Origin of the sequence: Hydrogenophaga sp. BPS33, assembly GCF_009859475.1 — a bacterium.
GTDB lineage: Bacteria > Pseudomonadota > Gammaproteobacteria > Burkholderiales > Burkholderiaceae_C > Hydrogenophaga.
In genome coordinates this window covers 364,551-389,228 of sequence record NZ_CP044549.1, presented here as the reverse complement: position 1 = coordinate 389,228, position 24,678 = coordinate 364,551, and the positions used below count along the sequence as shown (strand labels likewise).

The window sequence follows — 24,678 nt, the reverse complement described above, 5'->3', positions numbered from 1 at the left end:
ACCGTCCCCTTCAGCGCATGCGCGGCAAGCCGAGGATGCGCTCGCCGATGATGTTGCGCTGGATCTGCGAGGTACCTGCGGCAATGGTGTAGCGCAGGCTGTCGACGTAGGACCAGCCCCAGGCCTCGTGGTCGTCGCCGTGCGCCAGCGCGTCTGCGCCGCTCACGCGCAAGGCCAGGCGGCGCACGCGCTGGTAGAGCTCGCTGAAGTACAGGCGGATGATCGAGGCCTCCGGCCCGGGCACACCGGTGGCGGCGATGCGCGAGATGCTGGCCATGGTCATGGCGCGCAGGGCGCGCACCTGCGCGCGCAGTTCGGCGAGCTGCTCGGCGATGTCTTCGTGCGCAATCGCCGCGCGCAGGCCGTCGGGGCCGGTGGCATGGCGCGCGTCCTCCACCAGGCGGTCGACCGCGCGCGCGAGGTCGATCTGCTCGGCCACGAAGGCGGTGCCACGTTCCCACGCCAGCGTGTCCATCGCCACCTTCCAGCCGTTGCCCAGGCCGCCCACGACGTGGTCCAGCGGAATGCGCACCTCGTCGTAGAACACCTCGGCGAAATGCCAGCGGCCCGAGATGGTGCGCAAGGGCCGCACGGTGATGCCGGGCGTGCGCATGTCGCACACCACCCAGGACAGTCCCTTGTGCCGCTGGCTCGCCGGGTCGGTGCGCACCAGCAGTTCCTGCCAGTCGGCCAGGTGGGCGAAGCTGGTCCAGATCTTCTGGCCCGACACCACCAGGCTGTCGCCATCGACCACGCCGCGCGTGCCGATGGCCGCCAGGTCCGATCCGGCACCGGGCTCGGAGAAGCCCTGGCACCAGATCTCTTCGCCGCGCAGGATGCGCCGCAGGTGGCGCTGGCGCAGCGCTTCGCTGCCGCTGTCCATCAAGGCCGGTCCGGCGTGGGCCAGGCCGATGAAGTTCACGCCGATGTGCGGCGCGCGCGCCCGCGCGTACTCCTCGTACCAGATCAGTTGCTGCGACAGCGAAAGGCCGCGCCCGCCATGTTCGACGGGCCAGTTGATGCCGGCCCAGCCAGCGTCGTATTGCTGTTTCTGCCAGGCCTGGTCGAAGGCCGCGAGTTCCGGCCCTTCGGTCGGGCGCGACCCGCGCGGCGCGTGGTCGTGCAGCCAGCCCCGCACCTCGTCGCGGAAGCGGGTCTCGTCGGCGTCGAGCAGCAGGTTCATGCGGCCACCGCCTGGGCTGCCGCGTCTTCAGCGGTCGAGAGGCGCTGCATGAGCGCGCGCACGTCCACGTCTTCGAGGCGCGCCACGTCCTCGATCACCTGTTCGATGGCGGACGGCTCCAGCGTGGGCGCGGCCAGTTGGCGGAACTTCGCTGCCATGTCGCTCCAGTCCATCGGGTTGCTGGGCCGGCCTTTGGGCGTGTCCACCCGCAACACCGTGCGGCTGCCGTCGCGCAGGGTCATCGTCAACTCGGAGGGCATGGCCTCGACGTATTGCATGTCGGGGTCGGCGCTCATGTGAATCCGTGCCGCCAAGGCGCGCACGCGCGGATCCGCCACGTGGACATCGCTGAACACCGCGAGCTCGGCGCTGCCCTCGATGAACGCCAACGCCAGGGCGTAGTGCATGCTGTATTTGGCCTCGTAGCCGGTGCGCGCTTGTTCGTTGTGCGCCGTGAGCGAGACCGACAGCGTGTGGGTACGCACGTCGATGCGCTCGATGTCGTCGACCGAGAAGCCCGGGCGCTCGCGCAGCGCCAGTGCCGCGTCGATGGCGGCGTGCACGCTGCCACAGGCCGCGTGGCGCTTGTAGCAGGTCTGCGCGAGATGAAAGCGCGTACCCAGCCCGTCGAGCACGCGCTCGGTGCGCACCGGCTCGGACAGGGTGCGCATGCCGAAGCGCCCACCGATCACATCGGCCGCGCTCTGCGTGCCACGCTGCGCCCAGAGGCAGGCCAGGATGCCCGCCATCGCGGCCTTGCCGTGGTGGATGCACTTGGACGAGGTGCCGAACAGCTCACGCAGGCCGGCGGCCTGTGCGGCGGCAATGCCGAAAGCCGCCACCATCTGTGCCGCGTCCAACCGCAACAGATGCCCGGCCGCGGCGCACGCCCCGAACACGCCCAGGGCGCCCGTGGCGTGCCAGCCGCGGTCGTACAGCTCGGGCTCCATGGCCAGCCCCATGCGCACCATGGCCTCGTAACCTGCCACGTAGGCGGTCAGCACGTCGCGGCCCGACAGGCCTTTCCACTCGGCCACGGCGAGGGCCGTGGGCACCACCACCGAACTCGGATGGCCGATGAGCTGCGGGTGCACGTCGTCGAGATCGAGCAGGTTGCCGGCCGCGCCATTGAGCAGGGCCGCGTCCAGCACCGAAGCCATTGCGCCGCGCGCGATCAAGGTCGCGTGGGGCGCGCTGCCCATGTCCGCCATCACGTCGCCCAGCGCGCGCACCTCGGCTTCGCGGGTGCCGGCCACGCAACACCCCAGCCAGTCGAGCACGCTCTTGCGCGCATAGCCGTACTGGTCCTGGGGCACGTCCTCGTGGCGCAGGTTGGCGACGAAGGCGGCCAACGCGGCTGTGGTGTTGCTGCTCAAGGCGTGGACCTTCCAGATCGGTGAAGTCACGGACCCTTTCGGGGGCGAAGGGCCAGTCTATGGCCGCATGCGCCCCTTGTTCACATACAAGAAGGTCCATTTCACATATGCGAACAATGTTGCAGTGCAAACAGGAACACCCCCCTGCGCCGCTGACGCGGCTTCCCCCCTCCGTGGCGCGCCTTCGGCGCTTCGAGGGGGGACGGCAGCTTGGGCCGGCGTAGCCGTCCCTCGATGCCTCTGGATGGGGGCACGCACGCCGGAGAGAGGGCCGCCTCTTGGAACGGCTCAGCCGCGTCAGCGGCGCAGGGGGGAGTTTTCCACTTCCCTGCGGCGAAAACAGATGCCGATCCCTGCACCGGGGTACCAGTGTTGGGCCGGCTTTTCCTGGAAGAACACGAAATGCCGCAGGGAGGCCTGTGCAAACTCCATCAGGCGCGGCGAGCAATGGGCGTTGTCGCCGAGCACCACCGCGCCTTCGGACAGCTTGCCTTCGATGGTGCGGTACTCGTCGGCCTCGTAGTCGATGGAGTGGTCGCTGTCGTTGATGAAGAGATCGATGGGCTGGTCGAACGCCTTTAAGGATTCGATGGAGTCGCCATACAGGATGCTGCCGTGCTCCGCGTACACGCCAGAGAAAAGGTAACCAGCGGCGGGATTGATGTCGGTGCCGAAGTAACGGCCAGCATGCCCCTCTTGCGCATTGCGCCGCAGCGCCGATGCCAGCACACAGGAACCCAGTCCCTTGTCCACGCCGGTCTCGATCACCACGGCGGGCTTGAGGATCCGCACCATGGCATACCAACCCGCGCGGCGACCGAACCGCACGCCCTTGTCCGCCAGAAACGACCAGGCGCTCTGCTCGGTCCGGGCGGCAATGTGGCGCTTGAGATCCTGGTCTTCTTCGAGCTCCTGCATGTAAGCCCAGACGATGGGAAACGCCGTGCCCGTCACGTCGGAAATCAGCGACGCCAGGTACCTCCGGTTGCTGTCCTCGAGTTCGTAGGTGAAGTTGGAGGTTTCGTTGGAAGCGAACAGCCATTTCACGGCCGTGCGCACGGGGCTGCCCACATACGGCAGTGCGACCCTGGCGCGAAACGCCATCAGCGCCAAGGAACCGACCACCGGCGTGCGCGCCAGTTTCATCTTCCAGCTCGTCATGCAACCTCCTCTGTGTGGGTCACCCCGATGGGCTCGGGTGTGGAACGCAGCGCATGGTAAGCCATGGCATGCGCGCCAACACGCGCCTCACACTCCCGCGTCGATCCAGGCAGCGGCCTTCTCCGCAATCATCAGCGTCGGGCTGTTGGTGTTGCCGCTGGTGATGGTCGGCATGACCCCTGCGTCCACCACGCGCAGACCCGCCACGCCGCGCACGCGCAGGTGGCTGTCGACCACGGCCATGGGGTCGTCGGCGCGGCCCATCCGGGTCGTGCCCACCGGGTGGAAGATGGTGCTGGCGATGTCGCCGGCCAGGCGCGCGAGCTCCTCGTCGCTCTGGTACTGAGGGCCGGGTTTGAACTCCTCGGGCTGGTATTTCGCCAGCGCCGGTTGCGCGACGATGCGCCGCGTCACGCGCAGGCTGTCGGCCGCCACCTGGCGGTCTTCGGGCGTGCTGAGGTAGTTGGGCGCGATCGCGGGTGCGTCCTGGAAGTTCGCGCTGCGGATCTGCACCGTGCCCCGGCTCGTGGGGTTGAGGTTGCACACGCTGGCGGTGAACGCGGGAAAGGTGTGCAGCGGTTCGCCGAAGGCATCGAGCGAGAGCGGCTGCACGTGGTATTCGAGGTTGGCGTGGCGCTGCGCCGGGTCGCTGCGCGTGAACGCACCGAGCTGCGAAGGCGCCATGCTCATGGGGCCGCTGCGCTTGAACAAATACTCCAGCCCGATGCGCGCCTTGCCCAGCAGCGACGACGACAACACGTTGAGCGTGGGCGCGTTCTTCACGGTGTAGACCGCGCGGATCTGCAGGTGGTCCTGCAGGTTGGCGCCCACGCCGGGCAGGTCCACCGCCACCTCGATGCCGTGCCGTTGCAGCAGCGCGGCCGGACCGATGCCGGAGAGCTGCAGGATCTGCGGCGAGCCGATGCTGCCCGCGCAGAGCACCACCTCTGTGGCCGCCTGCGCCGTCACATGCTGCGCACCGTCCCACACCTCGACGCCGGTGCAGCGCAGCGCGCCATCGGCACCACGCTCGGTGACCAGGCGCGTGACTTGTGCGTTGTTCCAGAGTTCGAAGTTGGGCCGGCCATAACAGGTGGGGCGCAGAAAGGCGCGCGCGGTGTTCCAGCGCAGGCCGTCCTTCTGGTTCACCTGGAAGTAGCCCACGCCCTCGTTGTCGCCACGGTTGAAGTCGGTGCTGTGGGGAATGCCGGCTTCCTGCGCGGCGGCCGCGAACGCGTCGAGGATGTCCCAGCGCAGGCGCTGCTTCTCCACCCGCCATTCACCGCCATGGCCGTGGTACGCGCGGAAGTTCGCGTCGCGCAGCGCGGCGTTCTTCTCGTCGCCGAGGTAGTGGTTCTCGTGGCGTTTGAAGTCGGGCAGTGCGTTCTCCCAGCGCCAGGCGTCGTCGCCGGTGAGCGCGGCCCAGTGGTCGTAGTCGCGCGCCTGGCCGCGCATGTAGATCATGCCGTTGATGCTGGAGCTGCCGCCCAGCGTCTTGCCGCGCGGGTAGCGCAGCGTGCGGCCGTTCAGCCCGGGCTCGGCCTCGGTGTTGTAGAGCCAGTCGGTGCGCGGGTTGCCGATGCAATAGAGGTAACCGACCGGGATGTGGATCCAGTGGTAGTCGTCCTTGCGGCCGGCTTCGATCATCAGCACGCGTTTGCGCTTGTTGGCGGAAAGGCGGTTGGCCATCAGGCAGCCGGCCGTGCCGCCGCCGATGACGATGTAGTCGAAGCTGGTCTCGCTCATGTCTCGTTGTCTCGCTTTCTTGTAGATAGCGATGGACGGTGCCATCGCCTTCGGCGAGATCGTACGCGCGCTTTCCTTCGCCCGACTTACGCGGGCAAGGTCTACTTGGACACAGGCATCACGAACTCGGCGCCCTTGCCAATCGATTCAGGCCAACGCTGCATGATCGATTTCTGCTTGGTGTAGAACCGCACGCCCTCTTCGCCGTATGCGTGCATGTCGCCGAACAAGCTTTTCTTCCAGCCGCCGAAGCCGTGCCAGGCCATGGGCACGGGAATCGGCACGTTGATGCCGACCATGCCCACCTGGATGCGCCGCGCGAACTCGCGCGCCACATGGCCATCGCGCGTGAAGCAGGAGACACCGTTGCCGAACTCGTGGTCGTTGATGATCTGCACCGCCTGCGCGAAGTCGGGCACGCGCACGCAGCTGAGCACCGGACCGAAGATCTCTTCCTTGTAGATCTTCATGTCGGTCGTGACGTGGTCGAACAAGGTGCCGCCCATCCAGAAACCGTCGCCACAGCCCTCGCCGGCCTGCGCACCATCGAAGCCGCGCCCGTCCACCAGCATCTGCGCGCCCTCGTTCACACCGGCCTCGATGTAGCCGGCGATGCGCGTGTGCGCCGCCGCCGTGACGATGGGGCCCATCTCGGCCGCGAGGTTGGTGCCGTTGAGCACCTGGAGCGTCTTCGTGCGCTCGATCAGCTTGGGCATGATCTTCTCGGCCACGTCGCCCACCAGCACCGCCACGCTGATGGCCATGCAGCGTTCGCCCGCCGAGCCATAGGCCGAACCGATCAGCGCGTCCACCGCCTGGTCCAGGTCGGCGTCGGGCATGACCACCATGTGGTTCTTCGCACCGCCCAGCGCCTGCACGCGCTTGCCGTGGTGGGCGCCAGTCTCGTAGATGTAATTGGCGATCGGTGTGGAGCCGACGAAGCTGATGGCTTTCACGTCGGGGTGCACCAGCAGCGCGTCCACCGCTTCCTTGTCGCCCTGCACCACGTTGAACACGCCATCGGGCAGGCCGGCCTGCTGGAGCAGTTCGCCCATGAGCAGCGCGGCCGAAGGGTCGGTCGGGCTGGGCTTGAGGATGAAGGTGTTGCCCGCCGCGATCGCCACCGGGAACATCCACATGGGCACCATCACCGGGAAGTTGAACGGCGTGATGCCGGCGACCACGCCCAGGGGCTGGCGCAGCGTCCAGTTGTCCATGCCGGTGGAGACCTGGTCGGTGAAGTCGCCCTTGAGCAGTTGCGAAATGCCGCAGGCGAATTCGATGATGTCGATGCCGCGCGCCACTTCGCCCTGCGCGTCGGTGAACACCTTGCCGTGCTCGGCAGTGATGAGGCGCGCGAGGTCGTCCTTGTGGCGGTTCACGAGTTCAAGGAACTTGAACATCACGCGCGCGCGGCGGATCGGCGGCGTGTCGGCCCAGGCCGGGAACGCGGCCCGGGCGGCGGCCACGGCGGTGTCCACGTCGGCCGCGTTGGCCAGCGCCACCTTGCCCGTGACGGCGCCGGTGGCGGGGTTGAACACGTCCTGGCGGCGCGTGGAGCTCGCCGCGGTGACGGCGCCGTGGATGAAGTGGTCGATGGCAGCGGGGGTGGTGGTCATGTCGGTTCCAGGCGGTGGGAGTTCACAAAGGTGGCCCAGTCTAGGCAGCGCAAACCCCTTCGCCTAGACCAGGATCTTGAATTGATTGTTTTGTATGGTGAACAATCAGGCCATGAATGACAAAAAAGTGGAAGACCTCTGGGTGCACCTGCACTGGCTCACGGTGCTGGCGCAGCACGGCAGCTACACCGCCTCGGCGCAGCGCCTGGGCGTGAGCAAGGCGGCCATGAGCCAGCGCATTGCCGAGCTGGAGCGCGCGGCCGGCGTGGCCCTGGTGCAGCGCACCACGCGCAGCGTGCGCCTGACCGAAGCCGGCCAGCGCCTGGTGGCCGACACGCGCGATCCCTTCGAGCGCATTGCACAGAGCTTCTCCAGCGTGCGCGATCTGGCCGAAGAACCTTCGGGCCTGGTGCGGGTGACGGCACCCGTGGCTTTCGCGCGCCAGCAACTGGTGCCGCGCATGGCAGGGTTCCTGCGCGCGCACCCCAAGGTGCGGCTGGAGCTGGACTTCTCGGACCGGTTGAGCGCGCTGGCGGTGGAGGGTTTCGACCTGGCCATCCGCCACACCGCCTCGCCGCCGGACACGCACGTGGCCTGGCCGATCTGCACCACGCGTTCGGTGCTGGTGGCCAGCCGCGACTACCTGCGCCGGCATGGCACACCGCGCACCCCGCAAGACCTGGCGCAGCACGACTGCCTGCATTACCCGCGCGCGCAGGACACGCCGGCCTGGCATTTCCGGGCGCGCGAAGGCCGCAGGAAAGCCGAGCGCGTGACCGTGCCCGTGAGCGGCCCTTTCAGCGCCAACAACAGCGAGGCGCTGCGCGACGCTGCGCTCGCGGGCCTGGGCATCGCCCTGGTGCCCGACTTCAGCGCGCAGGCCGCCTTGCAGTCGGGCAAGTTGGTGGAGGTGCTGACGCGTTGGGAGTCGGTGGGCAGCTTCAGCCCGCAGATCTATGCGATACGCCCCTACGCCAGCCATGTGCCGCGCGCGGTCTCGGCGTTCGTGGGCTGGTTGCGCGACGCACTGGCGGACGGGTTTCCGACCCACGCCTGATCCTTGGCAGGGGGAGAGACGTCGGGCGACCCGTTCAAACGGCCACCCACCGGCCAAACGGCTCCGACCATGTCGCCCATTCCGGAGTCTGACCCTTCGCGACTAAGTTCGACCTGTTCTCCGATTTCAAGAAAAAGGGAGCACCCCTGCTCCGGCCGCCGCCGGATTTCCCCTGAAATTCAACAAGGTCGCGCATGTCATTCAAACCCAAAAGAAACTCGACGAGCAGCCCGCAACGCCAACGCCTGCCATTCACCCACCACCGACCTGCATCCACACCACCGCGCATCAAGCTGCTGTCGTTGGCCCTGCTGGCCGCGTTCAGCTCGCCGGCGGCTTGGGCGATCAACGAATGCGGCGTGCCTGCCGGCGACGAGGTCGCTTGCAATGCCGCCGGCTCCTACGCGTCGGGTATTACCTATGGCACGCTCACTTTCCTCTCGATTCTGGTCGATGGCATCAACATTGTTCGCGACAGCGGGTCCAATTTCGATGGATTGCGACTGGTCGGTGGGGGTGCAAGCGGTACCCTGAACGTCGAACTCATCAGTGGCGTGTCCATCACCACCGACGGCGACCAGTCCGATGGCATCTCCGTGGAGTCCTCGCTCAACAACGCCATCAACATCGACGTGCGGGGCAACATCACCACCGCCACCACTGCAGGGGTGGCAGGGGCCATCCCCACGGCAGCCGCCTCCGGCGTAGCGACCGGCGCGACCAACCTGGGCAGCATCCTCATCTTTCAACGCTCCGGGCAAATAGCAGGCAGCGGGGCCGGGACCGTTGGCCTGTATGGCCTGACGGAGGGGGTGGGCAGCGTGTCGCTCCGCTCGAACGGCCGAATCGGACTGGTCGGGGACGAATCGGCAGGCATGCGCGGCCTGATCGGCAACACCAATTCCACGGCCACCGTCAGTGCCACGCAAGCCGCTACCGGGGTCATCGAGCTGAACGGCCTGACCAACACGGGCGTCCATGTGTCGAACAGCGGCTCGGGCGTGGCGTCGATCGAGGTACAGGGCATGGTCAACATGACCGGCAACGGCAGCTACGGTGCCCATGTGGAGAGCGAAGGGCTCGGGGCCTCGCAACTGACCAGCACCGGCACCGTCAGCACGACCGACAGCGACTCCCATGCGCTCTACGTGTCGTCCACGTGGGCCACGAACACCGCGCTGCATTCCCTGACCGTCAGCGGCAATGGCACCGTGAACACCTCTGGCGGCAACAGCCATGGCCTGCGGGTCTTTACGGACGGCGCCGCGCGGATTGAAGCCGGCCTTGAGGACAACGCGCGCGTGACCACTTCGGGCGCGCTCTCGCATGGCATCGATGCCCTGGGCAGCAACGCCATCGAAGTCGCCACAGGCGCCCTGACGTCCGTCGAAGTCACAGGACAGCAATCGATGGGCGTGCAGGCCAGGGGCAATGCGACCACCAGGGTGGACCACCTGGGCCAGGTCACCGCCAGCGGAAAATTTGGCGTGGGCATCTACGCCAACACGCTGGCGGGCGTCGCCACGGTCAACGTGGCCGGTGGCGCGTCGGTGATGGGTGGATGGCAGGACATAGCGGACGACATCGGACCGGACTTGCAAATGCGCTCCGCTGGCGTGGTGATTTCCTCGGCCGGCACCAGTGTGCTCAACAACGACGGCACCATCGGCGCCATGGGAGACCGCGCCGTGTTCGACGACGCGGCCCTGGGATTTCTGCAGGTGCCTGGCAATCTCACGGTCAACAACAACGGCACGATCACCGGCTACCTGCAGCTGGCTGGCGGTGGCACGAACACCATCCTCAACAGCGGCGCCGGTACGTTCGAGCTGCGGCACTTTGCCGACACCAACGGCGACGGCGCGCGCGACACGAAGCGCATCGCCCGCGCCGACTTCGGCAACGGCACCACCTCGTCGTTCAGCAACGCCAGCACGGTGCGCCTGGGCGCGGTGGCCGGCAACCCCAGCACGGACGCGACAGACTACTACGTGCCCACCACCGGGGTCGCCAGCACCCCGCTGGACAGCACGTTCTACCGCCTGGACCGGGCCGACGTGGTGCAAGCGCAGCTCACGAACCTGGGCCAGTTCCAGCACAGCGGCACGCTCGACCTGCGCGGCGCGGCGGTGGGCAACAGCCTGGTGATCACCAGCAACGCAGCCGCCGGCAGCGCCCCCGGTACCGGCACCTTCATCGCCAACGGCGGCAACTTGTTCTTGAACGCGGTGCTCAACGACGGCGTCAACAGCCAGGCCGACATGCTGATCGTGGACCGCACGCAGTTGGGCGGCGCCCCCACCACGGTCCACGTGGGGGTGGACCCGTCGTCGCTCGGCGCGTTCACGCCGGGCAACGGCATCCAGCTGGTGGAGGTGCGCGACAAGGCCGCTTCGGCAGCCGGCGTGTTCGTGTTGCCCGGGCCGGTCACCGCAGGCGCCTACGACTACCAGCTGTTCCACAACGGCATCGGCGCCGATGCCGCCGATGGCAACTGGTACCTGCGCAGTTTCATGGTGCTGCCGGCGGGCGGTGGCACGCTGCCCACCTACAGCGCGCAGACACCGGTGTACATGGCCGTGCCGGCGCTGACCAGCCGGCTCGGCCTGGCCATGCTGGCGAACTACCACGACCGGCTGGGCGATGGCCGGGTGCTGGGCGCCGAGCGCGCCGAACAGCAGGCGGCGTGGGGGCGGGTGTGGGGCCAGTCGGGCAAAACGGGTCGCCGCGGTGGCAGCGCGCAGCAGCTCACCCAGCGTTTCCAGGCCGACGGCCCGGCGTACGAGCACGATCTTTCGGGGCTGCAGGTCGGCGTGGACCTGAACCGCCAGACGCACGGCACGGACGCGTTCGACACCACGGGGGTCTTCCTGGGTGTGGCCGACATCAAGGCCTCGGTGGACGCGGTGACCGGCGGCCATGCGGGCAACTCGGCGTTCAACGGCTATTCGCTGGGCGGCTACTGGTCGCGCAAGGCGGGCAACGGGGCCTACCTCGACGCGGTCTACCAGGCCACCTACTACAAAGGCCACGCCGCGTCGAACCAGGGCCAGCGCATCCGCACCCGGGGCTGGGGCCATGCCGTGTCGATCGAAGGTGGCCTGGCCCATGAGCTGGGCGAAGGCTGGGCGATGGAGCCGCAGGCGCAGCTGGTCTACCAGCACATCGACCTCGACCGCGCCCAGGACGGTTTCGCGCGCGTGGACTTCCGACGCAACGGCGCCTGGCTGGCGCGTATGGGCGCGCGCCTGTCCAAGCAGTCGGCGTCGGGCTCGGGCACGCCGCAGTTTTCATGGCTGCGGCTGAACGTGTGGCACCAGCTGGGCTCGGACGCGCGCACCACGTTCAGCAACCTGGCCGGTCAGAACGCCGTGGGACTCAACACCGCGTTGGGCGGTGTGTGGGGCCAGTTGCAGCTGGGCCACTCGGTGGGCCTCTCGCCCGCCGCGAGTGCCTTTGCCACGTTGGACTACAGCTTCTCGCTCGACGGCTCCAAGGCCCGCGCAGTCGGCGCCAAGGTGGGCTTCAAGCTCGTGTGGTGAGGCGACGCACACAGCAACGCCGCCCAGAGGTCGGCGAGTGGCTGGTAGGCCGTAGGCTGAGGGGGAGTTCGTCCAGGGGCACCGAGGGACGGCTGCGCCGGCCCCAGGTGCCGTCCCCCCTCGAAGCGCCGAAGGCGCGCCACGGAGGGGGGAAGCCGCGCAGCGGCGCAGGGGGGTGTCTCAGCCCCCCACCCGCCCGCGAATCTCCACCTCAACGCGCCGGTTGTCCTTCAGGCAGTCGATGAGCCGGGTGCGCGCCAGGCTGTCCGAACAGGTTTTCACGGGCTCGCGCTCGCCCCGGCCTTCGACCGTGATCAGCGATGCGTCCAGGCCACGTGCGACCAGATGGTCGCGCACGGTGGTGGCGCGCTGCAGCGACAGGCGCTCGTTGTAGCCGTCGTCGCCCAGGCGGTCGGTGTGGCCCACGAGCACGATGCGTTCGATGTCCTGCAGGCCCTTGGCGCGCTGGGCGATCTGGTCGAGGCGTGCACGGCCGTTGGTGCTGGCGTCGTTCAGGTTCGCTCCGTCGAAGGCGAACAGCGCGTCGGTGGCGATCACCAGGCGTTCGACCACGCGCTCCACGACGCGTTCGGTGGCCACCGGCGCGGCCGCCACAGCGGGCGCAGGGGCGGCGCACTGCGCCTGTTCGGTTTCCATGCGGCGGGCCATGTTCTCGGCCATGCCGATGTAGGGGTTGGCATGGCGCCAGCCGCCCTCGGCGTATTCGTGGCCCATGGCCACGAGTTGCACGTCCAGGCACGCGGCCTGCGCGGCCACGCAGGATGCGCCCGCACCGGTGCGCCCGCGCTCGGCACGCGCCCAGAGGTCGTCGCGCAGTTTCACGCTGCCGCCGATCAGCGGGTTCGTGACCGCGGGCGTGTCGCCTTTTTCCAGCACGTCAACGATCTTCACCGACTCGGCCAGGGCCTCGCCCACCACCGGACCGCGGTCGTTCTCGTGGTAGTTCTGGCGGGCCATGTCGAGCCAGCACTGCGCCTTGGCCCAGTGGTAGCCGGTGACCGGCACGCGGCCGTCTTTCTGCAGCACAGCGAGGCGGTCCTGCACCGCCTGCAACGTGCGGTGGTCGGCGCGCTGGGCCTCGTCGGTGGAGCGCGTGGACTCGGCAAAGGGCGGTTGCGCGCCGGGGGCGCGGTCGGTGGCGCGGGGATCGGTCACGGCGCAGCCCGCCAAGGCAGCGCTGGCCAGCAAGGTCAGGAGAAAACGGTTGGCGTTCATCGGGGTGGTCTCTCTCAACAGATCAGGGACGGGCGACGGAAGTCATCGGGCTCAGCGCGCGGTTGGTGTGGGGGTCGGCACCGCGGAAAAGGGTTTCGTCGAACTTGAAGCGCAGGCGCAGGTACACGCCCTTGCGGGTGTAGGCCGCGCCGGTGAGTTCGTCGTCGCGGAAGCCGCGCACGTTGTAGCCCACGGACACCCACAGGTTGGACTTGATGAGGTAGCCGGCTTCGATGCCCACCGAGTCCTGCCGCGCGTTGCCTTGCGGGCTCCACATCACGTGGTACTGCGCGCCGACGTCCCAGCGTTCGGTCAGGTCCCAGGTAATGCGGCCACCGGCGAGGTACGCGGTGTAGTTCGACTTCATGCCACCGAGGAACTGCTCGTTCACGCGCTTGCCCGCCAGGCGCCCTGTAAGCCACCAGGGACGGCTGGGGTGGTAGTCGGCGTGCAGCGACACGGCGTGCGAGGTGCGGCGGTAGTCCACGCCCGGGTTGTCGTCTTTCTCCGCGCGCATTTCGTACAGGCCGAGCGCGTTGACGCGGTTCAAGTCGGTCTGCCGGTAGGCCGCGCCGATCTGGAAGCGGTCCTGCCACTGGTCGTAGGCGCTGGCGTGGCGCGCCTGTTGCAGCGACAGCGTGTTGCGCGCGAGCAGGGACCAGTCGCGGTCGATCTTCACGGTGGCGCCGAGCGTGGAGAGCCAGGCGTCGTGGTTGCGGTCGCGGCGCCATTCCAGGCGGCCGGTGGCGCGCCAGTGGGGGTCGTAGGTGAGGTCCACGCCGCCGGTGAGCGCGGTGGCCGAGCTGGTGTCGCCGGCGATCGCTTTCTGGTGTTCGACGCTGGCGCTGTAGCGCACGCCTTCGGCCACGCGGAAGGTCTGGCGCAGGCCGATGGCGTTGACCGCGTCTTCGCCCGAGATGGCGTCGCGCAAACGGTATTCGTTGAAGATCTCGCCGTCGCGAATGGTCTCGCTGGAGAGGCCGGCCACGAACGCGGTTTCGCGCCCGTCCACGGCCAGGCCGTTGATGCCGCCCAGGCCGTCGGACACTTCGGCGCGGCCGTAAGCGCGGAAACGCTCGTTCAGGCGGTAGTCCGCGCCCAGGGTGATGCGCTGGCCGCGCGCGTTGGACACGTCCTGCTCGACTTCGCCGAGCACGGTGAGGCGGTCGGTGATCTGGCCTTGGGCGTTGACCGAGATCGCGTCGTAGCTGCGCGTCTGGCCGGGGGTGGCGGCGAACAGCGGCGCGTTGAGCTGGAACGGCGTGAAGCCGGCGTTGGAGGCGATGTTCACGCCCGAGGCCGACGAGGCGTTGGGCACGCCGCCGTCGTCGGAGACATGGCGCAGGCCCACGCCCACCACCCACTTCGGCGTGAGTTGGTATTGCACGCCGGCATAAGCGGTTTCGCGCACCGCGTCGATGCCCTTGTCTTCCGAACGCATGGCGTCCACGCGCAGCGACCAGTCTTCGTTGACTTTCCAGGTCGCCAGCGCGCCGGCTTCGCCGCGCCCGCCGTTGTAGGAGGAAGAGATGTTGTGGAACTCGCGGTCGGTCTCGCCGACCCACACGCGCGCGTCCAGGCGCTCGCCTTCGTGGCGGAATTCGAGTCGCGCACCATCGCCCTTGCCGCGGTTGCCGAGCGCTTCGCGTTCGGAGCGCGCCACCTCCACCAGGGCCCAGGTCTGCTCGCCCAGACGCAGCGTGGCGTTCACGCCGCTGAGTTTGTAGGGGTCGGAGGGGTCTTGCGATTCGACGTAGCTGCCACCGACTTCCAGTGCGCGGGTGATACGCCAGTTGCCGTCGACACCACCCAGCCAGTACTTCGGCCCGCCCTGCTCCACCTCGTAGGTGACGCGCATCGACATCGGGTTGAAGTTGGCGTCCACCGAGGGAATGGGCGAGCGGAACACGATGTTGCCGGCGAAGGGCTCGAACTCGTAGTCCACGAAGCGCACCATGGGTTGCGTGCGCAGGATGATCGAGGGCTGGTTGCGGTCGCGCGTCAGAATCTCGACCTTCTCGGAACCCGAGATGCCTTCGCTGCTGGTGAGGCGGTAGGGGCCGGAGACGCCGCGCGCGGGTTGCTCGTCCACCACCTGCGCCACGTTGTCGCGCACGACCCAGGCGTTGGCTTCGAAGGTCTCGCCTTCGTGGTGCAGCTGCAGGCCGGAGACCGAACGGTTCAGGCGGCTGAGCTCGCGCGCGGGGCCGCCGGTGCCGGTGTTGAAGTCGCCAAAGAGCACGAAGGACGAACCCTTGTCGACCCGCACGTAGAGGCGCTGGCGCGACTGCGCGTCGAAGCCGCGCAGCGAGGAGTCGCCGTAGATCGGGTAGTACTGGTCGGGCTGGATGTCGCGGAACAGGCGGCCGTTGTTCTCCTTCTCGGAGTCGTAGGCCAGCGTGAGCAGCGCATCGCCCTTGACCATGCCCTTGAGGAAGAACGCGGTGCGCCCGCCGATGGAGCCCTTGCCGTTGTCGAAGCTGTTGGTGTGGCGCTTGAGCTCCAGTTCGAAACCGTCGTCCTCGCGCGCCGGGCTGATCTGCGAGGCGTCCAGGCGGTTGAGGTGGATCGCGCCTTCGACCACGCCGACCGCGATCATCGGGCGGCGCTCGGTGACCATGCCGACGTTGCCGCGCACGAGCACGTTGCTGGACTGCACCTGCAGTTCGGCCTCGCCCGGTTCGTAGGACGCGACCAGTTCCACGGTGGCCTCGCCACCGCTCACGCTCACGCGCAGGTTCTGGCGCGGCGGTTCGTCGATGGCCGCGCCGGGCAGGCGCACGCGGCCCCGGTTGGTGCTGACGGTGACGTCGGTGGGCGTGGTCACGGGTTGGCCCTGGCGGTCGAACAGGCGCACGGTCAAGAGAACCACCGAGCGGCCGTCGGCGAACACCTGGTCTTGCGCCACGGCGAGCACCAGTTGGCCGTCGTCGGCCAGGCTGCTCGCGCGCCAGCTGGCGGCCAGCGGCAGCGCGGTGGTGGGCGCAGGCAGCGCCGCGCTACCGGGGCCTCGCGCCGGGTCGTTGCCGGGCTGCAGCGGTGTGAAGCGCGGCGCCGGGGCGGTGGTCTGGGCCAGCGCGGCGCCCAGGGGCAACAGCAGCAGGGCCGATGTCAGGGCGCGCGCGAGCGGGCGGCGGGCGCCGCGGAAGGGGGCAGCAGGTCGCATGGCAAAACGGGCGGGGTTCATTTCGCACCTCCCACGCGGGCCGGCGGGCCCGATCGGAAGACGCGCGGTGGCGAGGTCTTGGGATCGACCACGGGAGCGACGATCTGGCCCAGGCGGCGGCGGTTCTCCACCTGCTCCATCACGGCCGGCGCGCAACTGCCTTCGATGAAGTCGGCGCGGTGCAGCTCGCCGAACTTCAGGTCCAGGAACAGGCTGCCGGCGTCGAGCGCGTTGCGGTTGCTGCTGGTCACGAGCTGGCTGCCATCGGGCAGCGTGGTGGGGTCCACGCGCAGCACCGAGGTGCGCGCGGGCAGGCCGCAGATGCTGTACTTGCCTTCGCTGTCGGAGACGAGGTGCGTGCCGTCCTGCAGGTACAGGCGCACGCCCGGGATGCCGACTTCCTCGGCGTCCTGGATGCGGTTGCCGTTGCAGTCGACGAACACCTTGCCCATCACGCAGGCTTCCTGGAAGAAGACGCCGCCGGTGATGCGGATGCGCGCTTCGGCGCGGTTGGAACTCACCGGCACGCCACCGACGTTGCCGAAGGCCTGCGCGCGGTTGATGCCGTCGCCCTGCTGCGCGCCGACACCGACGCGCACACGGTAGGTGAGCGTGACCGGCGTGTTGGCGGCGAAGTTGCCGATGGCGAAGCTGAGCACCGGGCCAGGCGAGCCGGCCGGGTCGGCCACGGCCGCAGCGTCCTGCATCACCGTGCCGGGGATCAGCCGCAGGCCCGCGGGCAGGCTGTCGCTGATGGTCACGCTGGTGGCCGGGCCGTTCGGGCTCAATACGCGCAGCGTGTACTGCACCGAGTCCCCGATCTCGACCACGTCGCGCCCGGCCTGCTTCTGCAGGAACAGGCCGCCACCCGCGAAGGCTTCGAGCGGGATGTGGTTGTGGATCACGTCGGGCATGCCCGGCGCGAGGTTCATGCGCAGGTGGTAGGTGGTGGGCTGGTTGCCGGTGGGTGGACCGGCCTGCCCCTGCACCAGGTAAGGCGTGGCACCGGCGGGCGTGAGCACACCCGGCGCAGGCGGAATGGAGGCGATTGGCGCGGGCGTGTAGCCCGGTGCGGAGGCTTCCAGGCGGTACTCGCCCGTGGGCGCGCCCGGCACCAGCAGGAACTGGTAGAAGCCGTTGGGGCCGGTGACCATCTGCGCGCAGCCGCCCACCACGGCGTAGCTCGCGCCACCGACCAGCATGGTCGCGGGGTTGAAGCCGGGCGGGCCGCAGAAGCGCACCGCCGCGCCGTCCACCGGCAGGCGGGTGGTGGCGTCGTAGATCACGCCAGAGGGGTCGATGGGCAAGTCTTGCTGCACCACGTTGGCGCCCGGCTGCAGGGAGACGACGAGGTGGTCGCGCGTGGTGGCCACGCGCGAGTTCGTGTCGCCGCCGGAGTTCTGCGGCGTGCCGTAAATGACGTTGTTCGCCGGGTCGCGGAAGAACACCTTGTAGTCGCCGGGCACGAGACCGATCACGCCGTAGGCGCCGTCCGCGCCGGTGCGGAACAGGCTGCGCCCGTCGGGCATGGTCACGCAGCCGTTGGCGCTGTTGGGCGGCGCGGCGCGGCAGGCCACGGCCACGCCGTCGCTGCCGAGCACCTCGACGCCCCAGCCGGGCAACGGGGTGTCGCCCGCGTCGCGCTGGCGGTCACCGTTGTTGTCGCGCCAGACAAAGCCGGAGAGCGATGCGGGCAACGAGGACAGGGGCACACCGGTGGGGTCGAGGGCCGCGGTCTGGTACGGCGTCTGCGGCACGCTGCCCGGCGGGATCACGCCGGCCGGCGGCTGGCCCGCACCACCGGTGGGGGTGCTGCTGTCGACCGCATCGGTGCGGATGTTCAGCGTGCCGGCCGTGGCCTGGTTGAAGCGCGTGGTAGTAGCGCCGGCGGTAACGAGCACGGGCACGTCGACCGAGATCCAGGCATTGGCCGGCAGGAAGGCCGAGCCCAGCAGGTCACCACCGGCGGTGCCGGTGAACCCGGCATTGGGCGTGAAGACGCCGCCGTTGCCGCCGTTGTGGGTGATGGCGGGCGCGCCGGTGCGCGTCATGTAGTCGGGCAGCAGATCGCGCACGTCCATCGTGACCGGGTTGGGCGTGTCGTTCTGGTAAATGATCTGCCAGTTCACCTGCGCACCGGGCGAGACGCCCACGGCGGCCGGCGGCGAGACGATAAAGGCGGACTTGTAGCCGTGCACCCCGCTGCCCTGCGTTTCACCGAAGTTCACTTGCAGCGCCGCGCCAGGCGTGGCGTTGAAGCTCAGGGCGATGGTTTCCACCGCGCCGCCCAGCGGGCCCACGGTACCCGCGCTGCCACCGGTGACCGGGCCCGGCGTGTTGGCCACGCTGGTGTAGCCCAGTGGCTGGGTCTGGCGCACGGTGTAGTTGCCCGGCGGCAGGCCGGCAAAGCTGTACTGGCCTGCGCCGTCGGTGGTGGTGTAGCGCGTGATGGCGTTGCCAAACGCGTCGGTGCCCACCAGGCCGATGGTGTTGCCGGACAGCCCCACGTCGGTGCCGTTGAACTGGCCGTCGAAGTCGCGGTCTTCGTACACGCGCCCGCCGATGCGAATGTCGGAGACCAGCGGGAAGTTGTGGTTCGCGGTGCTCTGGTCGGCGGCCACCGTGATGTTGCCGATGGTGGCCGGCGCCACGCCGGGCGCGCTGGCCGTGCCGTTGGGCGCGCCGCCCAGTGTGCCGGCGCTGGTGCTGCCGTGCGTGGTGCCTGCAGGCAGCGCGGGCATGACCACGCGGTAGTTGCCCGGCGGCACGCCGCTGAAGCTGTAGGCGCCGTTGGTGTCGGTGGTGGTGGTGGCGATCAGCGCGTTGCTGGCGTTGTCGCGCAACTCCAGCGTCTGGTTCGGCGCGGGCAGGTCGTCGGGCGTGAACAGGCCGCCGCTGTTGTCCGGGTCGAAGTACACGACACCGGCGATCTGGCTGCCGGGCAGCGTCTTGGTGAAGCGGTTGTCCACCGAGGCGGTTTGCACGCCGCTGAGGTCGATGCCGGTGATGGCGGGCACGGCTTGCGTGCCGCCCGCGCTGCCGCCGGTGCTGCCGGGCCAGGCCAGGGGCACGGTGCTGTTGTTGAAACCGGCCGGGGGCAAGCAGCTGGTGCAGGTCACGGTGTAGTTGCTGCCCGGGGGCACGCCGGTGAAGGTGTAGTCGCCGTTGGCATCGGTCGTGGTGGTGAGCGAGACCGGGTTGCCGTTGAGGTCGTTGCCGGTGAGCGTGAGCGTCTGCGCCACGTTGTTCACCCCGCTGGCGCCGCTGCCCACACCGCCATCGCTGCCGTTGAACTGGCCGTCACCGTTGCGGTCGACGAAGACGCTGCCGCTGACGCTGCGGTCGTTGGCGATCTCGCCGAAGTTGTTGCCGGCCGAGCGCGCGTTGGGCGGCAGCACGATGCCGCTCACGCGGCTGGTGCCGGCCGGGATCACGTAAGCACCGCTGATGGCCGGCGCGTTGTTCGACGCGGTACCGGGCGTGCCGGTGGCGCTGCCCGAGCTCTGGTTCACCACGGTACCCGCCGTGGGAATGCCGTTGACCGTGCCGGCAGGTTGCGCACCTTGCGTGACCACGTAGCCGGGGCAGGAAGGCAGGTTCAACGGTGCACAGCTCGGCCGCAGGCCGGTAAAGCTGTAGTCGCCACTGGCGTTGGTGGTGGTCGTCATCGTGACCGTCTGGCCCAGATCGTCCACACCGACCAGCGTGATCGGCACGCCGGCAAGGCCGGGCTCGGTGCCGTTGGGCACGCCGTTGTGGTTGTCGTCGCGGTACACCTTGCCGCCGATCTCCGACGGCAGCACCTCACCGAAGTTGTTGTTGATCGAGCTGGCCACGTTGCCGCCGGTGGTGTTCAGCACGATGTTGCTGCGGCGCGAGATGAAGTCGACGTTGCTGTTGTTGCGTGTGCCGATTGCGCCGCTGCCCACGATGCTGGACTCGGTGCCGGAGGCTGCGGTCACGCGCCCGGGGAAGCTGCCGCTGATCGGGTTGACCAGGGGCGAGGGCGAGGCCGTACCACCCGCGCCGAGCACGTCGCTGCCACCGCGCAGGTAGCGCACCGTGTAGTCCGAGCCCAGCGTGGCGGTGTCGACCAGTCCGGTGAACGCATAGAAGCCACCCGCGTCGGTGGTGGTCTTCTGCAGCACCAGGCTGTCGAACGACCGGATCAGGCTGACCGGCTGTCCTGCCAGCGGCGACTCACCCGCGTCGTACACGCCGTTGTCGTTCGCGTCGAAGTAGATGCGGCCCGAGATCGATCCCAGTGGGCTGACCACGAGTTCGGCCTCGGCCGGCGCGGGGTTGCTGCCCGCGCCGGTGCGCAGCGCGCCGGCCAGGATGACGTTGGGGTACGTACCGGTGGCCGCCGCGGTGACGTTCACCGCGATGGTGCAGCCGCCCGGCGGGATGCTCGCGCCGTTGGCGTAGCGCACCAGCGCGGAACCCGCCGTGGCGGTGACCGAGGCCGTGGTGCATGTGCCACCGATGTTTGCGGGCGAGGCCACGACCACGCCAGCGGGCAGCGTGTCGTCCAGCGCCTGCAGCAAGGTCTGCGCGCCGGCGTTGTTGTTGCCCAGCGTGATGGTCAGGCGCGACACGCCATTGGGGGCGATGGTGGGCGGCACGAAGGCTTTGGTCACCGTCGGCGGTTCGAGCACGCGCACCGAGGCGCTGGCCGGGTCGCCGTTGCTCACGCCCTGCGTGCTGGTGATGGCGCCGGTGGGGATGGTGTTGGTGTAGAGGCCCGGCACGTTGGACACGGTGTCGAACCAGAAGGTGCACGAGCCGCCGGCCGGCACCGTGCCGGCCGACATCTGCGCGGCGGCGGACGAGGCTTCCACGCTCACGCTGCCGCCCACGCAGGTGGTGCTGGCGTTGGGCACGGGCGCGACGAACAGGCCCGTGGGCAGGTTGTCGCGCAGCGCCACGCCGGTGAGTGCCTGGGTGGCGTTGGGGTTGGTGATGGTGATGGTGAGGCGGTTGGACGCGCCCGCGGCGACCACGGTTTGCGCGAAGGCCTTGGCCACAGTCGGCGGCTGCAGCACGTGCAGCGTGGCGCTGGGGCCGGGCTGCGGGTTGGTCACTGCGCCGTCGTTGGCGACCACCGTGCCCCCCGGGATGGTGTTGACGTAGGCGCCGGCCAGCGGCACGAGCACGTTCACGCGCACCTCGCACAGGCTCGGGCCGGCGGCCAGCTGCGCGCCCCGGAACGACACCTTGTCGCTGCCGCCGATGGCGGTGATCACCGCACCCGCGCAGGTGGTGCTCGCGTTGGCGGGCGTGGCCACCACCATGCCGGCGGGCAGGTTGTCGGTGGTGGAGATGTTGGTGAGCGGCTGCACCAGCGAGTTGCGCACGCGGATCACCAGCAGCGCGGGCTGCCCGGCCGCCACGGCCGTCGGTTCGAAGTGCTTCTCCACGCCCAGGCCGGCGAGCGCGGCGAGGTTGGCGGTGAAGGGCGCGGCGTTGGTCACACCCTGCGTGTTGGTGACCGCGCCGGCCGGCAAGGTGTTGTTGAGCGTGCCAACAGCCGAGGAGGTGATGTCCACCGCCACCTCGCAGGTGCTGTTGCCCGCCAGGCTGCCCCCGTTGAGGGACACGCTGCCGCTGCCGGTCACTGCGTTGACGATGCCGCCGGCACAGGTGGTGCTCGCATTGGGCACCACGCCAATCACCATGCCGCTGGGCATGTTGTCGGTCACGGCCACGTTGGTGAGCGCGGTGGCGCTGGCGTTGGCGATGCTGATCGTCAGGCGCGAGACGCTGCCCGGACCGGCGATGGTGGTGGGCGAGAAAGCCTTGGTCAGGTTCACGCTGCTGGTGACCTTGTTCAAGGTGGCCGTGGTGGGGTTGGTGCTGGCCACCCCGCCGTCGGCCGTGACCGCACCCGGCGCGAGCGTGTTCACCGAGGGCGTCCCGGAGGTGGCGAGCACGTCGAACAGGAAGTCGCAGGTGGTGCCACCGGCGATGCTCGCGCCGCTGAGGGCCGCGGTGCTGCCGCCATCGGGCACGTTGAGCACGACCGGACCGGCGCACGTGGTGCTGGCATTGGCCGGTGTAGCGATCGTCAGGCCCGTGCCGGCCAGCGGGTCGGTGGCGCTCACGCCGGTGAGCTGGCCGTTGCCGGTGTTGCCCAGGGTGATGCGCACGCGGCTGGTGCCGCCGACCTGCACCGGGTTGGTCAGGAAGGTCTTGGCCACCGTGAGCGCGGGCAGGTATTCCAGCGTGGCGGTGGTGCTGTTGAGGTTGCGGATGGTGCTGCCCGGCACATTCGCCACGGTGCCGGTGGCGCTCACGGTGTCGGCGGCGTTGCTGCCGTTGTAGGCCGGAATGTGGTTGCTGTGCACGGCCACCGCGCCACCCACCACGGTCACGCGCACGCTGCACTGGCCGGGCAGGAACGGGCTGCTGCCGCCACGCGCCGGCACACTGCCGCCGCTGAGCGTGAAGCTGTCGCTCCCCGGTGTGGCGGTGACGGTGCCGCCGCAGGTGGTGCTGGCGTTGGCCGGGTTGGCCACGCGCAACGCGGCGGGCAAGGTGTCGGTGAAGTTGACGTTGGTGAGCGTCGAGAAATTGTTGTTGGTCAGTTCGATCTGGACCACCGAGGGCGTGCCCTGGAAGCGCTGGCGCGCGGCCACGCCGTCAAAGGTCTTGGTGACCACCAGCGGGTTGACCGCCGTCAGGCTCACCGAACCCGAGGTGCCGGTGACCGTGCCGTTGCCCGCGCCGAAGCTGGCGTTGGTGAGCGTGGTGCCGGGCGTGGCGTTGGCCGGCACGCGCGCAGTGAAACGCACCACGCAGGTGGTGCCACCCGGCGCGGCGCCGGGGAAGTCGAAGGTGAACGCGGGCGCGGTGACCAGCGGTGCCGGCATGCCTGCGGAGAAGCTGCAACCGCCGCTGATGGTGGGCGCGATGCCGCCGGTGGTGTTGTCCACGTAGACCATGCCCGCGGGCAGCGTGTCGGTGAACGTCACGCTGGTTTGCGGCGCCAGGCTGAACGAAGTAACCGCCACCGCGAAGGTGGCCACGTCGCCAGGCGCCACGGTGGTGGGGCTGAACGACTTGGCCACGGTCAGCGCGTTGTCGCGAACTTCGATGCTGGCCGGCCGAGCGGGCGAATGGAAGCCTTGCGCGTTGCCCACCGCACCAGCGGGAAAGCTGTTGGTGTGCGTGCCGGTAACGGTGCTGGTGACGTTGAACTGGATGCGGCATTCCGTGCTCGGTGCGATTTCCGCGCCGGTGAGCTGAAAGCCTTTTTCCACACCCCCGTCGTCGCCCGCCACGAGCGAAGCGCCCGCGCCGCAGCCATTGAGTTGCGCGGCACCGATGGCGCCCGAGTTGCGCAACGCGGCGGGCCAGGCGCCGCCCACGAGATCGTCCAGGCTGACGTTGGTCAGCGCGGCGGCGCTGTTGTTGCCGATGCGCACCGTGAGCAGCGAGTCCGCGCCCGCCGTCAGCGGCGAGACCGAGAAGCCCTTCTGCAACGTGATCGGGCTGTTGACGGTGATGTTGGTGGACGTGGCTGGCGAGGTAAGGCCACGCGTATTGCCCACGGCACTGGCGGGCAAGCTGTTCGCGCCGGCCTGCGACGCCACGCCGGGGGCCAGCACGCCGACCACGGTGAAGCGCATGGCGCAGGTGCCGGGCGCACCCGCCGCAATGGCGCCGCCGGTGAGTGTGACGGTGCTGGCGGTGTGGCTGAGCGTGCCGCCGCAGGTGTTGCTCACGATGCCCGTGGCCTGCAGGTTGGCGGGCAGGTTGTCGACAAAGCTGGTGAGCGGGATATTCACCCCGCTGTTGGGATTGCTCAGCGTGATGGTGGCGGTGGTCGAGAGGCCTTGCGTGAGCGGGCTGGCGGCGAAGCTCTTGGACACGGCAGGCAACAGCAAGGCATTGACCAGCACGCTCTGCTGCGCGGGCGACACCGCCGTGGGCGTGAGGTCGGTCGGGCTGATGACGTTGTTCCAGGTGCCCCCACCGTTGTAGGACGTGATGTCGTAGGAAATCGTGCAGGCGCCGTCCACGCCACCGCTGTGCGCGGGGATGGTGAAGCTGCTGACGGTGATGCTGTCGGTACCCGGCGCGGGGTTGGGCGCAGGCGCGAAGACGGCGCCCGCACATGTGCTGCTGGGGGCCACGTAGCCCGGGTAGGACGAGGGATACAGGCGCAGTTGCGAGGGCAGGTTGTTGATCAGCTGCGCGCCATCTTCTTGCGCCGAGTCGTTGCTCACCGTGATCGTGAGGCGGGTGCGGTCGCCCACGGAGATGGTGCTGGCGCTCACCGCCTGGGCCACCACCAGGGAGGCGTGGGCACTGGTGAGCGACAACACCGAACCCGCAACTGCCAGGCCGAGCGCGCGCCAGAGGCGGCGCCCCGAAGTCGAACGAGCGCGGTCCCGTGAGCGCGCAGGCGCGCGCCTACCCGTGGCCTCGCCACGTGCAAAAAATCGAAGCATGGTTTTTCCTCTGGTTGGCACGCGAACGAACACCGCGTGCCCCTCTGGGACGCCCGGCTGGCAGGCCGGGCGCGCCCTTTATGACGAGGTGCGTGCCGTCACATTTCCACACACACACTCACATTTCTTCACCGCA

At 69.1% G+C, this 24,678-nt stretch carries 10 protein-coding genes; 2 read left to right on the top strand and 8 right to left on the bottom strand.

Features of this window, described 5'->3' with window-relative positions; translation table 11 throughout:
• Positions 1–10: 10 nt before the first annotated feature.
• The 5 genes from F9K07_RS01735 to F9K07_RS01715 form a co-directional block, all read right to left on the bottom strand.
• Positions 11–1,183, bottom strand: a complete 1,173-nt coding sequence (locus tag F9K07_RS01735; protein WP_159588781.1) for an acyl-CoA dehydrogenase family protein — start codon at positions 1,181–1,183, stop codon at positions 11–13.
• On the bottom strand, positions 1,180–2,589 hold the full coding sequence (locus F9K07_RS01730) for an MmgE/PrpD family protein (RefSeq protein ID WP_159588779.1): 1,410 nt from the start codon (positions 2,587–2,589) through the stop codon (positions 1,180–1,182). Before F9K07_RS01730 ends, F9K07_RS01735 begins: the two co-directional genes overlap by 4 nt.
• 267 nt (positions 2,590–2,856) lie before the next feature.
• Entirely contained in the window at positions 2,857–3,720 is an 864-nt protein-coding gene (locus F9K07_RS01725; RefSeq protein WP_159588777.1) for a class I SAM-dependent methyltransferase, read from the bottom strand.
• A gap of 87 nt (positions 3,721–3,807) precedes the next feature.
• Entirely contained in the window at positions 3,808–5,466 is a 1,659-nt protein-coding gene (locus tag F9K07_RS01720) for a GMC family oxidoreductase (protein ID WP_159588775.1), read from the bottom strand.
• Between the two features lie 101 nt (positions 5,467–5,567).
• Entirely contained in the window at positions 5,568–7,085 is a 1,518-nt protein-coding gene (locus F9K07_RS01715; RefSeq protein ID WP_159588773.1) for a CoA-acylating methylmalonate-semialdehyde dehydrogenase, read from the bottom strand.
• Between the two features lie 112 nt (positions 7,086–7,197).
• Between F9K07_RS01715 and F9K07_RS01710 the strand changes: the two genes are divergently transcribed.
• Entirely contained in the window at positions 7,198–8,142 is a 945-nt protein-coding gene (locus F9K07_RS01710; protein ID WP_159588771.1) for a LysR family transcriptional regulator, read from the top strand.
• A 194-nt stretch (positions 8,143–8,336) separates the two neighbouring features.
• A complete protein-coding gene (locus F9K07_RS01705) occupies positions 8,337–11,684 on the top strand; it encodes an autotransporter family protein (protein ID WP_159588769.1) in 3,348 nt (1,115 codons plus the stop codon).
• 180 nt (positions 11,685–11,864) lie between these two features.
• Here the strand turns inward: F9K07_RS01705 and F9K07_RS01700 are convergent, their stop codons facing one another.
• Genes F9K07_RS01700 through F9K07_RS01690 form a run of 3 tightly spaced genes read right to left on the bottom strand, consistent with a single transcriptional unit; the run spans position 11,865 to position 24,542 of the window.
• The gene (locus F9K07_RS01700; protein ID WP_159588767.1) at positions 11,865–12,920 is read right to left on the bottom strand and encodes an OmpA family protein; all 1,056 of its coding nucleotides are present in this window, start codon (positions 12,918–12,920) and stop codon (positions 11,865–11,867) included.
• A gap of 22 nt (positions 12,921–12,942) precedes the next feature.
• Entirely contained in the window at positions 12,943–16,107 is a 3,165-nt protein-coding gene (locus tag F9K07_RS01695; protein ID WP_159588765.1) for a hypothetical protein, read from the bottom strand.
• Positions 16,104–24,542 (bottom strand): DUF7933 domain-containing protein, encoded by an 8,439-nt coding sequence (locus tag F9K07_RS01690; protein ID WP_159588763.1) that lies wholly within the window; start codon positions 24,540–24,542, stop codon positions 16,104–16,106. The genes F9K07_RS01695 and F9K07_RS01690 overlap by 4 nt, the downstream gene beginning before the upstream one ends.
• Positions 24,543–24,678: the final 136 nt, after the last annotated feature.